The organism is uncultured Shimia sp., from assembly GCF_947498095.1.
Classification (GTDB): Bacteria; Pseudomonadota; Alphaproteobacteria; order Rhodobacterales; family Rhodobacteraceae; genus Shimia.
Genome location: NZ_CANMJE010000003.1, coordinates 102,076 through 118,734 on the forward strand (window position 1 = coordinate 102,076; position 16,659 = coordinate 118,734).

The window sequence follows — 16,659 nt, forward strand, 5'->3', positions numbered from 1 at the left end:
ACAACCAAAAAATGAACTTGTATGGCGCGACATGCATTGCAAAGCTGGTGGAATAAGAGTTTCCGTCTTTTCCTAACTAATGGAGTCCAAAAATAAAGGGTTCTGAATTATTCGAAGGGATGATAGTTTCCCGAAAACAATATTTGGGTTTGGGCCTTACTATTCGAAAAGTGGGTATCTCGTTAACTCGAACCTGGTTTGTGGTTCGAAAACCTGTAAAACTTGTTCAAAAATCCGAATCCATTTGCAATCTGGCATTGTCATGCTTTACTTTTGCCGCCCTCCTTTTCCTTGTTGTGTTTGTCGCGACACCTGCGCAGTCACAATCTCCGACCCGCTCGCAAATTACGCTCTCGGATATTATCGTTGGGGTTGAGCGGTCCCTGCAGCTGGCACCGGTCGCCGTCAACCCGCTCGGGACATTGCCACTATCCAAGGAAAGCACATCAGCGCTCTCCGGGTATGAATTTGCCGTGCAAGGCGGCGCGCTGCCAGAAGGGTTGGCGTTAACGCCCAACGGCGTTCTGTCCGGTCGGCCCAGCCAAACCGGTACCGCGCAATTTGACATCGTCATCAGGTTCCAAGGCAGAACCGTTGAAATCCTGTCCTATACCTTAACCGTTACAAATCTTTCCGACGCTCCCAATTCTGTGAAAGCAGCCGAAGGTGTCGCGATCGGGCTGGGATTGTTTCCCCTTATTGCTGATTTTGACGGTTTCTCTGCCGCTGATGGGGCGACAACGAGGTTTGATCCAACGACTCTGGATGAAGACGGTGGGATCGTCGTCAACACCAAGCTTCCAAACGTCAACGAAGGTGAGTTCTACGAATTCCGAATTGTCCCAATCGAGCCTGCGGACGGCCCGTTTGTATTTACTACGCTGGACAATAATTTGCCGGATGGGCTGGTTCTCAGCCCGGATGGTGTGGTCAGTGGCGCAACCTGTGACGGTCGTTCCAACACCAAGTTTTTTGTTGGGATTGACCGATTGCCCGATCTCTACGGCGAATTTGAGTTTTCCATCAAGATTGACGGAAGCGGAAACCCGAACCAGTGCGATGCCGAAGTGCCGATTATTTTGCCAGCAACTATTCCAGCGGGATTTTATGACCGGTCTTATGAACAGTTTATCGCCATTGAAAACTCGGCTGATACTTTCACTTTCAGCGTCCTTTCTGGTGTATTGCCGGTCGGAGTTACGCTTGTAAATGAATCAGGTCGGGGCAAACTGGCAGGTTTCCCACAAGAAACCGGGTCATTTATCTTTCGCGTAGAGGCGACGTCAACCGGTGGTGAAACCCTTGCCAGAGACTACAATCTGGTCATTATTCCGGTGCAGGGGGGGATTTCGATCTCGCCCGATGCGCTCAGCGAAGGGCAGCTTAACCAATCCTACAGCCAGCAACTGTCGTCTTCGGGTGGCGACGGCGCATATACTTATTCGCTGGAAGATCCAAGCGCGCTTCCGGCTGGCATTTCGTTTTCATCAGATGGCCTGTTTTCCGGCACCCCGACCGAAGCCGGGGCCTTTAGTCTGGTGGCCAACGTCATTGATGGGCAAGGCAACACCGGTACCGCATCCTACACACTGACAATTACGTCCCCGAGTGTCGATCTGTCGATTACGCCGTCGGTTTTGTCTGATGCGGATTACAATGTTGCCTATAGCCAGCAGTTAACGGCGTCGGGCGGGGATGGAGCCTATAGTTTCAGCCTGGGCAGTGGCGTGCTGCCGGCTGGGATCAGCTTGTCCAATGCGGGTTTGCTGTCTGGTCTCGCGCAGGAGGCCGGGACATTTTCGTTCAGTGTGGACGTGGTGGACGGCCAGGGCAACAGCGGCAACCAGCCTTATACGCTGGTGGTCAACTCGGTGAGCGATCTGATCACCATCACCCCGTCGGTATTGGCGCAAGGGACGTTCGGCGTGTTCTATGAACTGACGCTTGGGGCCACGGGCGGCGATGGCAACTATACGCCCAGCCTGACAGGGGCGCTGCCGGCGGGGATGACGTTTGACACCTCGGACGGGACCTTCCGCGGGACACCGACCCAGACGGGAACCTTCCCGGTAACGGTGGATGTGGTCGATGGTCAGGGCAACACCGGCCAAAAGGACTATGAACTGGAGATCGTGGCGATCAGCACGCTGGAGATTACGCCGGCAACGCTGTCAAACGCCACGTACAATACACTCTATAATGCGCAGCTGGCGGCGACGGGCGGGAATGGCAGCTACAGCTTTTCTCTGAGTGCAGGGACCTTGCCCAATGGCGTGACGATGAACGGCAGCGGTTTGATTTCGGGGACCCCGACACAGGCTGGCGACTTTTCCTTTGTTGTGGCGGTTTCGGACACGGCTGGCAACACGGGCGAGCGGTCTTACACGCTGACCGTGGATCGGCTGACGGATCTGGACATTCAGCCAACCAGCCTGACCGAGGGCGTGTTTGGCGTGCTTTACAGCCAACAAGTAACGGCCAGCGGCGGGGACGGGAGTTACGAGTTCTCGGTGACGGCTGGCGTGCTGCCGACCGGGGTCCAGCTGACAGCCGGAGGGCTGATGAGCGGGACGCCGACGCAAACTGGCAATTTCCCGATCACGGTGCAGGTGGTAGATGGCCAGTTGAACACGGGCACGCGAGACTACACGCTGAACATCGCCACGACCAACGGCGTGATCGTAATCACGCCCGACACGCTACCCGAGGGAACTTATAGCAGCGCCTATTCGGTGACTTTGGACGGGACCGGCGGGGCGGCACCTTATGAGTTCTCGCTGGACGTCGGGCCGCTGCCCACGGGGCTGACTCTGGTGTCAGATGGCACGCTGTCGGGAACGCCGACGCAAACCGGATCGTTCCCGATCACGGTGGGCGTGACCGATGCACAAAACAACACCAGTTCCAAGAGCTACACATTGGTTGTGAACACGATTGACACGATCAGCATCACCCCGGCGACCGTTCCGGACGGAACCTTTGGTGTGGCCTACAACCAGCAACTGTCGGCGGCCGGAGGCGAAGGCCCCTATTCCTTTGCCGTCACCCTTGGGGCGTTGCCGAATGGCGTGACACTCGACAGTGACGGCCTGATCTCCGGCACCCCGGTCGAAACCGGCGACTTCCAGTTTGTCGTCACCGCGACAGACGCCCAGAACAACACTGGAATCGCCCTTTACACCCTCACTATTGCGCCAAACACCACGCTCATTTCCATTGCCCCTACGACACTGCCCAACGGCACCTATCGGGTCACCTATGATCAGGATTTGACGGCAAGTGGAGGTATCGGACCCTATGACTTCAGCATCAGCGCCGGAGCCTTGCCCCCCGGGGTTAGTTTGTCCTCAAGTGGAACGTTGCTGGGCTCTCCGCTGGAAAACGGAACCTTTAACTTTACGGTGAGTGTGCAAGACGCACAGCGCAATACGGGAAGCCGGGCCTACGTGCTGGACGTTGACCCCATCACAACTCTTGATCTGGAGCCTCCCTCGCTTGCTGATGGTGTGAATTTGACGCCGTATAGCCAGCAGCTTTTTGCAAATGGTGGCGATGGAACCTATTCTTTTGCTGTGACGAGTGGGGCCCTTCCGGATGGTTTGAACCTGAGTGCCGGAGGTTTGATTTCAGGCACGCCCACCACAAGTGCTGTGTTCCCGAATATCGAAATTACGGTGACCGATACGCAATTGAACACAGGCGTCCAGACCTATTCGATCACGATCGCAGCCAATCCGCAGCAAATTGTCATAGCACCTGCCACTTTGACGGATGCCCAGTATGGATCGTTTTACAGCCAGCCGCTTAGTTCGAGCGGCGGCAATGCGCCTTATTCATACTCGCAGGTTGGAGGTACAATGCCGGCGGGTGTTTCCCTGGTCGGAAGCACAATCTCTGGAGTGCCGACAGAGGCAGGATCATTCTCTTTCCGGATCCGCTCCGAAGACAATGACCCAATCCCGAACTCGGGCGAGATTGTTTACACGCTGACGGTTGCACGGGTGACGGATCTTGTGATTTCACCTGCGACCCTGCCAGAGGGGACATATGCGTCGGCCTATAGCACGCAGTTGACAGCCAGTGGTGGTGACGGCACCTATGGGTTCGCCCTGACAGCTGGCGCGTTGCCTGCGGGGCTTGCGCTGGAGACCAATGGCCTGCTGTCGGGCAACCCCCTTGAAACTGGTACCTTCCCGATCACCGTTACTACGCTTGACTCCGAAGGCAACACCGGCACCCGCGACTATGATCTGGTCATAAATCCCGTCCTTGACTTGATTACCATCACCCCGCCTAGCCTACCGCCCGCGACGTTCGGTGTGTTCTATGAGCTGACGCTGGGGGCCACAGGCGGAGACGGTAACTATACGCCCAGCCTAACGGGGGCGCTGCCGGCGGGGATGACGTTTGACACCTCGGACGGGACCTTCCGCGGGACACCGACCCAGACGGGAACCTTCCCGGTAACGGTGGATGTGGTCGATGGTCAGAACAACACCGGCCAGATTGACTACGTTCTGGAAGTTCTTGCAGTTAGCACGCTGGAAATCGCCCCGGCTACGCTGTCAAACGCCACGTTCAACGCCCCCTATAATGCGCAGCTGACGGCGACGGGCGGGGATGGCAATTATAGTTTCAGCTCCAGCAGCGGCGCCCTTCCGGACGGGATGTCGCTGGGCACGGATGGGCTGCTGACGGGGACACCGACCCAGACTGGCAGTTTCCAGTTCACCGTCGATGTCACGGACTTGCAGAACAACACAGGTCAACGCACCTATACGCTGATTGTCGACATATTGACGAATCTGGGAATTACGCCGGCCACATTGCCGAACGCAACCTATCTGACAGATTACAGCCAGCAATTGCAGGGCACCGGCGGTGTTGCGCCCTATAGTTTTGAGGTGCAGTCAGGCGCACTGCCTGCGGGTCTCACGCTGACGGCAACCGGCCTGATCCGGGGCCGCGCGTCAGTTACAGGCAGATTTGACATGACGGTTGGCGTGACGGATGCGCAGGGCAATACCGGCAGCCAGGCCTATACGCTGGTGGTCGATCCCATCAGCGACCTGATCACCATCACCCCAGAGAGCCTGCCGCCCGCGACGTTCGGTTTGTTTTATGAGCTGACGCTCGGGGCCACGGGCGGCGATGGCAACTATACGCCCAGCCTGACAGGCGCGCTGCCGGCGGGGATGACGTTTGACACCTCGGACGGGACCTTCCGCGGGACACCGACCCAGACGGGAACCTTCCCGGTAACGGTGGATGTGGTCGATGGTCAGAACAACACCGGCCAAAAGAGCTACGTGCTTGAGGTCGTCGCGGTCGACACGCTAGAGATTACGCCGACAACCCTGGGCGATGCGACATTCAATGTGGCCTATGGCCAACAGCTGACAGCGACGGGCGGGAACGGCAGCTATACGTTCTCGGTGCCGACGGGTGTGTCTCCGGAAAGCATCGGACTGCCCGAGGGGATCACTCTGAGCGCCTCCGGCCTGTTGTCCGGCACGCCAACAGAGGCAGGCGACTTTACCTTTGTGGCAAATGTGGTGGATACCGCCGGCAACACCGGGCAGCGCGCTTACACGCTGACGGTTGCACGGGTGACGGATCTTGTGATTTCACCTGCGACCCTGCCAGAGGGGACATATGCGTCGGCCTATAGCACGCAGTTGACAGCCAGTGGTGGTGACGGCACCTATGGGTTCGCCCTGACAGCTGGCGCGTTGCCTGCGGGGCTTGCGCTGGAGACCAATGGCCTGCTGTCGGGCAACCCCCTTGAAACTGGTACCTTCCCGATCACCGTTACTACGCTTGACTCCGAAGGCAACACCGGCACCCGTGACTATGATCTGGTCGTAAACCCCGTCCTTGACTTGATTACCATCACCCCCGCCCAGGTCGAAGACTCGGTTTTTGGGAACACCTACTTTCAACAGTTGACAGCAAACGGAGGCGAGGGACCCTATACGTTTTCCATTGAATCCGGCGCCCTGCCTGATGGGCTGGTGCTATCTTCCGAAGGGGCCATTTCGGGTACACCGCAGCAGGTGGGAACGTTCAGCTTCCGGGTGTTTGTGGTCGATGGCCAGGGCAACACTGGCTCCGGCGACTACGTAACAAACGTGCTGCCCGGTGTTGGGATTATCGAGATAACCCCAAGCACTCTTCCGGCCGGGCTCACGAGCAATCCATATGAAGCTCAGCTGTCGTCGAGCAAAGGCATCGCCCCTTACGTTTATTCGACTGATGCGGGTTCTTTGCCGGACGGGCTGACATTGGAGCCGTCGACAGGTTTGATTTCCGGGGTTCCCCAATTTCCAGGGACGGCCAACTTTTCTGTTAATGTCATTGATAGCCAAGGCAACACGGGCCGGATCAACTATGGCCTTGTCATCGACGAGGGGCGTCCTGATCCCAGCACGGATCCTGAGGTTATCGAGTTGGTTGAAAAGACGTTTTCGGCAACACGTGAAATGATTGACAATCATCGCCAAAGCGCCTTGCGACGGCTGGAAAACCTTAGAACTAAATTTGATTGCAACGCTCTAAAGGAAGAGTGCAACGCGCTCGGGGCATGGCAAATTGGCAGATATGTGTCTTCGGAAACCGGGTCCTTCGCGTCATACGTTTTAGGTGTGGATTACCAAGTCCGAAGTGACCTGATAGTGGGGCTAAGCTTTGGGTACGGACAGGCAAAAGTTGATGTTGGGCGTTTTGGTTCAGGACTCGATGTCAAAGGCAACACGGTCGCTGCCTACTTCACACATACCTTCGGGAATGATGCCTATCTTGAAGGCCTGCTTGGATACGGTGAATTCAAGTATCAGACACAAAGGTACCTGACGAATTCGGGCGGTTACGAACTGGGCCGGCGAGATGGCGATTCAACGTTCATGTCACTGCGCTATACGCAGGCCTATAAATTGGCATCAGAGTCCATTTTGTCAGTGTTTGCCGGATACGACGCCGGGCAAATAAATCTGGACTCCTTTACTGAGTTAAACGGCACCAACCAAAGCCTGACTTTTGGATCAACAAGTCAGTTTTCTCAGGCGTTCAATATAGGTGTCAACTTTGAAAAAACCTGGCACCAAAGCTGGGGACTGTTGAATGGTTGGGTTGAAGCCAAATTTGCCCACGAGGTTATCGGTGGGTTTAGTCAGAGAGTTTTTTACAAGGATACACCAGAGATTCAGTACGTTCTGACAAATGACAGCAGCCAGCGAAACAGACTGACGTTCAGTTTCGGGGTCGAAACAGTTCAGAGAAATAGCACAGCCTCGATTGAGTTATTCGTTTCAAATGTCCTTGAGAGTTCGATCCCAAGCATCGGACTGGCAGCGTCTTACCAATTGGAATTCTGAGTCCTGCCCTTCGGTAGCCCCGCCAATGGAAAATTGCTTGAGGTGGGCAATGTGGCATCCTAGCGTTCGTCAATGGCAAGCACTCCCCATTTCGCATTTCTAAACTGTAACTGTGGCTATAGTCCAAGCGGTGAGGCTGTACGTCAGCTTACTGCTGTCGCGTTGCGATTCAGACAATCTTCTGCATGGCCTCGGCTCCTTGCTGAAGGAAGCGATTTGGCCCATTTTCCGCTTCAGATATCCGCAACAAGCGCGTGAATCTGATGCGATGCCACTTGTACCGACAGTGACACTGTAACGAAGATTTCTCTAGGACCAGCGACGAGCAACACTGTCTTTGGTGTATTGTTGAACACGAAGGCAAGATTATGGAAGACTAAGCCTAAAGCGCCGATACAGGGTCGAGTTACTAAAGTGTCATAGGTTGCGAGAAACGTTACGGCCGACACGCGGTCATTGTTTCCGAAAAACTACCGTCTTGTGGCGCTGCGAGTAAACTCGCCAAGATAAGTGCGTGTTGCTTCAACTGCAATCGGGTAGAGTGCACAGACTTACCAATTATAGGGTGAGCATAAGCCATGAATCACATTTGCCGACTGAAAAGCTTGCAGTCGTTTGACTCCATCCATTGCTCAGCTTTCAGCCACTTTAACCAGGACCGCGGTACTTCAAAGAGAGACCATTTAAGTTGATCCGTACCAATGTTCTTGCTCAGTGAAGCGGTCTTTTCGCAGCACAAAGGATAGAGGCGTGGTGCCGTAATTGATTGGTTCGAATTTGACCGGCGCCCTTCTCAACGAATTTGCATACCGCCGGAATCTGCTACAAAAAATCGGTCAAACTATCCTGATGCAGCCGTGGAATAAAGCTGGTGGCCTCGTAGGGTAAAAGATTGTCCTCCGATGCAGTGTGCTGACGGCCTTCTGCAACAAATGAGGGAAGAGCCAGGGAATGTCCAATTTATGGGGCGGATTATCTCAGGCTTTGATGCTGGTATGGTCCCATGAAGCTGATCTTATCTGGATTAGGACGCGCTCTTTGCAGGTAACTCGGACAGCGCTAAGGTAAACTCGGCCATTGTGTTGCCTAAGTGCGCCTTGTCGGCTGTGCGCCGCTTCCGTTTCCGGCGGCTGACTATTGCGGTCATGAGTGCCCCGATGGAATTGTCTCCAGTTGTTGCCGGGCTGATCGTCTACACTCTACTTAGCCGGTCTAGGCCTTTTGGCGTGTTTGGGCTGGTGTTCACGCCGACGGCGATGATAATTGAACAGTTCATTATCTTTGCGCCGCTCATTGCCTCAATCGCCCATCGGGCCTTGCGAGAGTTATAGTGCAATTACATTGATTTGTTGATTTTCCGACACTACACTTGCCGCTCGCAATGTCGATGATCTTGGCCGCGTCGGTGATTTTCTTGGGGCCAGCCGGTTCCGCCTTGCGTGAGGGTTTCAGATCAAGAGTGCTATCTTATCCGGAAAGTAATTGTAGAATGCGCCGCCGTTTTCGTAGTTTAGTGCTGTCCTTACGCGGATCTAGGATGGTAGAAATCGGTTCGAATTGGTATAGTAACACTCGTGTTTTCCAGTCTTGATCCTCCGGCCCTTAGTCTTCGAAGCGGACGCACTCAATGCGAGACTCAATCTTGCTTGCGGTCTTTGACTAGGAGCTGACGTACTGTACGTGGCATTTCTGACAAGAATTCAAGCTTGTCCTGATGTAGGAAGCCGACGTCTTCGAGCCGGATACCAAATTCCTCTTTGAGGTAGATCCCCGGTTCAATGGAAAACACGTTTCCGGCTCTCAGAGGTTCAGGATAGTTGGCCGCGATATATGGAGGTTCGTGGACGTCGACACCTAAACCATGGCCGGTACGATGCAGGAACTCCGGGCCATAACCAGCGTCCTCAATCACGGTCCGCGCGGCTTTGTCAACGTCGCTGCAAAGGGTACCGGGACGGGCGGCGGATTGTGCAGATTGCACCGCTTGCTCAACGATACCGGCAATCTCTTGGTGCCGGGCATTGGGTGTATCCCCGTACCAGGCACAGCGTGTCATGTCTGAGGGGTAGCCGCGTAAGCGGCAACCGGCGTCTATCAGGACCGCCATGTCGGGCTGCAAGATATCAAGGCTTGTGTGATGGTGCGGATAAGCACTGTTCTTGCCAAAAGCAACGATGCAAAAGGCGGGCTCAGCCCCGTTAGCCATGTAGTGATCGACGATAATATCACGCACGTCGAGTTCGGTCATTCCGGTGCGCATGGCGCTAAACGCCCGCTCAAAAGCGGCATCGTTCAAAAGTGCGCTGTCGCGCAAGAGTTGCCGTTCCTCAGCGTCTTTTTCAGCCCGCAGAAACCCCACCGTGTCCAAAGTAAAGCGGTGGGTCGGGGCATCGAGCTGGTCTAGCAGAAGAAATGAGAAATCGGTGCGCATCATTTCGTCCAGCACGATATTGAGGCCGGGACGAGTAGCGTTTGCATCGCTCAAAAGCTGTGTAAGGGCCCCCAGCGGTCCATCGGCGTCGCTCCACGTGTAAAACGGCGTGTCTTTGCATTGGGCGCGCGATGCTTCAGCGTTCAGAAGGGGCATGAGCACGCCAACGTGGTCGGCAGTGACAACAGCCATGACCGGGCGTTCATCACCATGCGGGTTTAGCCCCAAAAGCCATTGCATGTGGCTTCCTGGTCCGATGGCGATCAAATCGGTGTTGGTTTGGGCCATACGCTTGCGCAGCCGCGCCAACCGGTTTTCGACGATGTCAGACATGGAACCTCTCCAGAGTGGCGCAGTGTTGGGTGGGGTTAATCCCGATGACCGGGCAGGCGGCTGTTTTGCGCACCTTGCAGAACGACCAGAGTGCCGGTCCACAGCATGCGGGCAGGGGTGTCACCCAAAGTTTTCCAAGCATGAGGCGTCATCCCATCATAGTGCAGGCTATCGCCCTCGCGCAGGGTAAAGGTCTCTCCATCCAAGCTTTTTTCTATAGAGCCGCTGAGGATGTAAATGAATTCCTCACCCTCGTGTTGGAAGGTTTCTGACTGAAACCCCGGAGGGCAATTCATGATGAAGGCAGACAGCTCGTGGCCGGGAAACTCGGTGCTAAGCGCTTCATAGGTTACGCCGGAATCAGAAATCGAGAACCTGCGCCGCTGATCTGCGTAGGACACCGCATCCCCTGGTCGGGGACGGGCAACAAAGTAATCAAGCCCCAGATCAAGCGCACGTGCAATCTGTGCCAAGGTGCCGAGCGAGGGCGTCGCATTGCCCCGTTCAACCTGCGACAGATAACCGACGGATACGCCTGCACGGTCGCAGAGCTCTTTCAGGGTAAGCTTGCGCTTTTGGCGGCATTTGCGGATCAAGTTGCCCAGTTTGGTCGGTTCGATCTGATTGGATGCTAACATGCGAGGTCCCCCCGATTTGCAGGGGTCAAGTCCACGCAGGCGGGCAGTGGTATGCAAAAACGACGCATTTCGTCAGCCCGACAATTGCGCCAGTCGAGGCATCAGGTCGAGCAACTGGGCGGTATACTGCTGCTCCGGTTTAACAAAGAGCGTTTCTGTGTCCTGCACCTCGATCAGCTGTCCTTGCTTCATCACGCCAACGCGGTCACACATCTGACGCACCACTGGAAGGTCATGGCTGATGAACAACATGGTAAGGCCAAGGTGCTCCTGCAAATCCTTAAGAATATTGAGGATTTGTGCCTGAATGGACACGTCCAAGGCACTGGTGGGTTCATCGCAAATCAAGAACCGTGGCTGTGTTGCCAAAGCGCGGGCAATTGAGATTCGTTGCCGCTGCCCACCGGAGAACTCATGCGGGTACTTTGTTGCAGCAGCTCGGGTCAAACCGACCCGATCCAGCAATTCGTGCACCCGCCCGCTAATCTGATCCGGTGGCAAAATCTTGTGATGCATCAATGGCTCGGCCACGATGCTTTCCACTTTCATGCGCGGGTTCAGACTTGAGAACGGATCTTGGAAAATCATCTGGATCTGTTTTCGATAGTTCGCCATTTCAACTGTCGACATCGCGGTGACGTCATCGCCGTCGAAATGAATTTGGCCACCATCGACTGGCAGCAGTGTGCCAATCATGCGTGCAACAGTGGATTTTCCCGATCCACTTTCCCCGACGAGGCCAAAAACCTCACCGTCCTTGATGTCGAATGACACGTCATCAACGGCGGTGAAATAGGTGCGTCGTGACGGCAGAATGGCGGATTTCTCTAGAAACTTTTTGGTGATGCCTTTGACTTCGACCAATTTGCCGGATTTGGATGGTTCTGGTTTGTGCCAGTTGCGCGCAAGGTCTTCGATCTTAAAAGTGGTTTCACGACCACCATAGCTGACCTGTGGGAACCGGTGCAGCTTCACTTGCGGGCGCGGCACGGCAGAGATCAGCGACTTGGTATATTCATGTTCAGGTGCGCTTAGCACTCTGTCTGTTGGCCCGTTCTCAACAACCTCGCCAGAGTACATGACGGTAACCTGTTCGGTGGTGTCGGCGATCACGCCCATGTCGTGCGTAACTAGTATCACCCCCACCTGCGTTTCTGAGGCCAGCTCCTTAATAAGGTCCAATACCTGCGCCTGAATGGACACGTCCAGCGCGGTAGTCGGCTCATCGGCTACGATAACTGAAGGTTCGGAGCACAAGGCTAGAGCAATCACGACGCGTTGGCGCATACCGCCCGAAAACTGGTGCGGATACTGGTCGAACCGCGTTTTTGGGTCCGGGATCGATACCCTGTCCAGCAGGGCAAGCGCGCGTTCCTTAGCCTCAGCGGCAGAGACCTTCAGGTGCAGCTGAATGGTTTCAACCAACTGCTCGCCAATGGTGAATAGCGGGTTGAGAGAGGTCAGAGGATCCTGAAAGATCATGCCAATTTCACGACCACGAATAGCGCGCTTTTCCTCGGCGCTCAGGTTGTCGATACGGCGTCCCTTGAGCCAGATTTCCCCGGAAGCAATGCGCGCTGGATCATCCAAAAGCCCGATGACAGCATTGCCGGTCATCGACTTGCCCGCCCCACTTTCGCCGACAACGCCTCGGATTTCTCCGGGGTGGATGTCATAGCTGACATTCTTGACAGGACGGACCAACCCGTGGCGGGTGGGAATTTCGACCGTCAGGTTGCGGATGGATAATACGGGTTCGGTCATTTTAGCCTCGGGTTCAAGACATCGCGCAGCCAGTCACCCAGCATGTTCACACTCAGCGCCAGGGCCAGCAGGGTGCAGGCAGGGAAGAAAAGGATCCACCACTCTCCGGAGAACAGATAGCCCTGCCCGATACGGATTAGCGTACCCAAGGATGGTTGCGTGGGTGGCGCCCCCACTCCGAGGAAACTAAGCGTAGCTTCGGCGATAATCGCCAGCGCCAGTGAAATGGTTGCGATCACCAAAACGGGTGACAGGATGTTGGGCAGAATGTGCCGCAGCATGATGGCCGAAGGGCGTCGCCCGATCAGTCTGGCTGCCGACACGTAGTCCTTATTCTTTTCCACCAAGGTCGCGCCGCGTACAACGCGGGCAAACTGCACCCAGTCACTCAGGCCAATGGCAAGGATCAGCACCCAGATCGCCATCTGATCGCGGTGTTCGATCGGGGTGATACCCTTGGCAATACCAAAGATCAGCATCGCAACAAGGATGGAGGGGAAAGTCAGTTGTACGTCGGCGGTGCGCATGATGAAACTGTCGATCCAGCCCCCGAAGTACCCGGCTAAAAGACCGAGAAAGATGCCCAGGATCACTGCGAACAGCACAGCAGAAAAGCCGACGAACAGCGAAATTCGCATACCGTATAGGATGGTGGAAAACACATCCCGCCCCTGATCGTCGGTGCCCAACAGGAAGCTCTCGCCGGTAAAGGCATTCGGGGTCATCGGAGGGGTGAACCCGTTCATCAGGTTCAGCGATGTAGGGTCGAACGGGTTGGTTGTCGCAATCAGAGGCGCGAATACAGCCGACAGGATCAAGAGAAGCGAAACGGCGGCCGACACCATCGCCACTGGCGAACGCCGGAAAGCATAGTAGAGGTCGCTGTCCAGCGCGCGGCGCAGCCGCGACGGGGGCGCCGATTGCGTTTCGTTTTGCGCAGAGAGGGGTTGATCGGTCACTTGGCACTCACCCTTAAACGTGGATCGATGAAGGCATAGAGGATATCAACCAAGAGGTTGATGACGACGAACATCACCGAAATCATCATCAGATAAGCGGCCATGACCGGGATATCGACGAACTGGATTGCGTTGATGAACAAAAGCCCGAGGCCGGGCCACTGGAAAACAGTTTCAGTGATAATCGCAAAAGCGATGATGGCTCCCAATTGCAGGCCGATCACGGTGATGACCGGAACCATGGTGTTCTTGAGAGCATGGCGGTAATTAATCACTCGGTTGCTCAGACCTCGTGCACGGGCAAAACGAATATAGTCCTGACGCAGCACTTCGAGCATTTCTGAACGCACCAGCCGCATAATGAGGGTCATTTGGTAAAGACCCAGTGTGATCGCCGGCAAGATGAGTGCTTTGAGCCCAGACTCGGTTAGGAAACCGGTGGTCCAGCCGCCAATCTGGGTGACTTCACCGCGACCAAAGCTGGGCAGCCAGCCCAATTCAACCGAAAACAAGTAGATCAGGAGAATACCAATCAAAAAGGTCGGTAGAGAAACCCCAATCAGCGATGCAGACATGATAAAATTGGCGGCAAATCCGTCGCGTCGAATAGCAGTAAACACACCAAGTGCAATGCCCATCACGACGGCAAAAATGGCCGACAGAGCGGCAAGTTCAAGCGTAGCAGGCGCGCGCTCCATTATGATTTCGGAGACTTCGCGGCCCTGGCGGTAGCTAACGCCGAAATTGCCCTTGGCCGCTTCGTTGAGGAATTTGAAATACTGTACGGGAACAGGTCTATCCAGGCCCAACTGCGTGCGCAGACGCTCGACGTCTTCCATCGTGCGTTCCTGGCCGAGCATGTTGTCAATCGGGTCACCGACAAAGGTGAACATTGAAAACGCAATGGCGCCGGTAACGACCAGAACCAGAATAGACTGAAACACGCGTTTGAGGATGAATGGCAACATCACAGGAGCTTTCTTGAGCCAATGGGCGCAGGGGCACTTGGCAATTTATCGGGTCGCGGAAGGGATGCCTGCACAGGTAAAGGTATGACCCCACCTGGCAAAGAATGGGCCGCCCGCGACGAACAGGCGGCCCAGATTGGTTTAGTTCATGGTGAAGTATTTAACGCGCGGTTGATCTTCGGGATCAACTTCGATGCCAACGCCTTCGCTCATGCCCCAGTTCAGCACCTGATGGTGAATCGGGATGTAGAGTTGCTCATCTTGAACAACACGCCAAATGGCCGCGATATCTGCATTACGGGCGTCAAGATCGGTGTTGGAGGCCAGCGATTTGATCTTGGCGTTGATGTCGGCATTGTTAAAGCCGGTTCCGTTCCAGGTTCCGATGTCGCTTTCACGGCCGTGCACCAGGAAGTTAAAGATGTACTCCGAGTCGTATGTCGGAACACCCCAACCCAGCATGTAGAAATCGGTCTTGCTGTCGGTGATCTTGGGGAAGTGCTGTGCCTTGGGAATGGCGTCCAGGTTCACTGTGATGCCGATTTGACCCAGCATGCCAACTGCGGCCTGACAGATCGCTTCGTCGTTGATGTAGCGGTCATTCGGGCAATCCAGACGGATCGAGAAACCGTCGCCGTAACCGGCTTCGGCCATCAGTGCCTTGGCACCTTCCAGATCAGTGGAGCTTTCGCCGTCCATCGCGGCGGTCCAACCGTTCACAAAGGGCGGTGCGATCATACCCGCAGGTTGCGATTGGCCACGCATCACGACCTGACGGATGGCGTCGCGGTTGATGGCCATGGACATCGCCTTGCGAACGCGCACGTCTGCCAGTGGGTTTTTGCCGTCTACGTTGTCGGCCTCAAGATCATTTGCGCCTTGATTCATGCCAAAGAAGATCACGCGGTTTTGCGGAGCTTGCTTGACCGTCAAACCATCTGCACCATCAACGCGGGCCAAATCCTGCACCGGCATGTCTTGGAGGAAGTTGATCTCACCCGACAGAAGTGCTGCAACGCGGGTCGCGGCGTTCTGGATCGGGGTATAGACGATCTCGCTGACTTCCATCGGGAAGTCGTTGCGACCCCAATACTCTTCGTTGCGCACCATGACGGTTTTCACGTCGGGCTCGCGGCTCACAAGACGATAAGCGCCGGTGCCGTTCACGTTGGTGGTTGCAAAGGTGATCTCGCCACCTTCAAAGTCCTGCACGTTGACGGTGTTGTTCGCCTCGGTCCAGCCCTTGTCCATCATGAACAGGTTGGTCAGGTTCGACGGCAGGATCGGGTTTGGACCGTCGGTTTCGATTTCGACCGTGTGGTCACCGACGGCGCGCACTGCGGTGATCGATCCAATCAGTTCTTTCATGTCCGAGTTTGGTTGTTTTGCCCGCTCAAAGCTGAACACCACGTCTTCTGCGGTGAAATCCGCACCGTCATGGAACTTAACGCCTTGGCGCAGGTTGAATACCCAAACGTTGGGGTTGTCAGCCTTGGGCGCCCAGTCGGTTGCCAAAGTTGGCACGAATGCCCCGCTGGTGTCGCGGATAATCAGCGGCTCATACATCTGGTGACGCATGGTGTGGCTGGGACCTTCGTTCTGCGAGTGCGGATCCAGTGTCAGGGCGTCGCCCGCACGTGCCCATTTAAGGGTTTCGGCGTTGGCAACGACAGTTGACGCCAAAAGCGCCGCAACTGCCAGAATATGTGATGTCTTTTTCATGGTTTCCTCGCTGTTAGTAAGTGTTTTCTGCAAGCAATATTATTTGGTAGTTCTGATCGAAAGCTCGTCAGAATTGCATGTCTTTGACATCTTGGGGTGCTTGTTCTTTTTAACAAGAAACGCCTCATCTCAGTGAATGTCGCATGTGTGTTTGGCTTGCAGGTGCTGCTCCGCCAAAGCCTGACGTTGCGCAGGCAGGACACTATGAAAATTAGTTGAGGTATACAATAATTATTTTTGCGTCCAAATGCTTCTCCTTAGGCTGCCTTCAAGAGCCATCAAGAATCATCTGCCCAGCAGTGATGGTGTGCCTTTGTGTTCGTCTTTCGTTTCGGAAAATCCGAGGCGCGTTGCTCGAAAGAGAGACCAATGCGAGCCGCAACACAATCCAGATGTGGTGGAATAGATTTGGCAGTTTGATTGCGAAGGCGTAGTGCTCTAAAGCTAATTTTCTAAATGCTAGTATGGTAC

The 16,659-nt window shown here is 55.2% G+C and carries 7 protein-coding genes and 2 pseudogenes; 2 read left to right on the top strand and 7 right to left on the bottom strand.

All coding sequences use genetic code 11. The features are described 5' to 3' along the window. The first annotated feature begins 257 nt into the window (after window positions 1-257). Window positions 258-7,373 carry a putative Ig domain-containing protein gene (locus Q0932_RS06845; protein ID WP_299350785.1) on the top strand — a complete coding sequence of 2,372 codons (7,116 nt, stop codon included), beginning with the start codon at window positions 258-260 and terminating at the stop codon, window positions 7,371-7,373. Window positions 7,374-8,324: 951 nt separating this feature from the next. Continuing rightward, window positions 8,325-8,701: pseudogene (locus Q0932_RS06850) on the top strand (ABC transporter permease); the annotation flags it as partial. A gap of 19 nt (window positions 8,702-8,720) precedes the next feature. Here the strand turns inward: Q0932_RS06850 and Q0932_RS06855 are convergent. From Q0932_RS06855 to Q0932_RS06885, 7 genes and pseudogenes are all read right to left on the bottom strand, one after another. Next, window positions 8,721-8,828, bottom strand: a pseudogene (locus tag Q0932_RS06855) (sodium:proton antiporter); the annotation flags it as partial. Between the two features lie 181 nt (window positions 8,829-9,009). Further along, window positions 9,010-10,137, bottom strand: a complete 1,128-nt coding sequence (locus tag Q0932_RS06860) for a M24 family metallopeptidase (RefSeq protein WP_299350786.1) — start codon at window positions 10,135-10,137, stop codon at window positions 9,010-9,012. 35 nt (window positions 10,138-10,172) lie between these two features. Beyond that, window positions 10,173-10,775, bottom strand: a complete 603-nt coding sequence (locus tag Q0932_RS06865) for an XRE family transcriptional regulator (protein ID WP_299350788.1) — start codon at window positions 10,773-10,775, stop codon at window positions 10,173-10,175. A 72-nt stretch (window positions 10,776-10,847) separates the two neighbouring features. Next, window positions 10,848-12,539: an ABC transporter ATP-binding protein gene (locus Q0932_RS06870; protein ID WP_299350790.1), complete on the bottom strand. Its 1,692-nt coding sequence runs from the start codon at window positions 12,537-12,539 to the stop codon at window positions 10,848-10,850. Continuing rightward, complete coding sequence (locus tag Q0932_RS06875; RefSeq protein WP_299350792.1) at window positions 12,536-13,498, bottom strand: ABC transporter permease; 963 nt, start codon at window positions 13,496-13,498, stop codon at window positions 12,536-12,538. Before Q0932_RS06875 ends, Q0932_RS06870 begins: the two co-directional genes overlap by 4 nt. Further along, a complete protein-coding gene (locus tag Q0932_RS06880) occupies window positions 13,495-14,466 on the bottom strand; it encodes an ABC transporter permease (RefSeq protein ID WP_299350794.1) in 972 nt (323 codons plus the stop codon). Before Q0932_RS06880 ends, Q0932_RS06875 begins: the two co-directional genes overlap by 4 nt. 141 nt (window positions 14,467-14,607) lie before the next feature. Then, complete coding sequence (locus Q0932_RS06885) at window positions 14,608-16,188, bottom strand: ABC transporter substrate-binding protein (RefSeq protein ID WP_299350796.1); 1,581 nt, start codon at window positions 16,186-16,188, stop codon at window positions 14,608-14,610. Window positions 16,189-16,659: the final 471 nt, after the last annotated feature.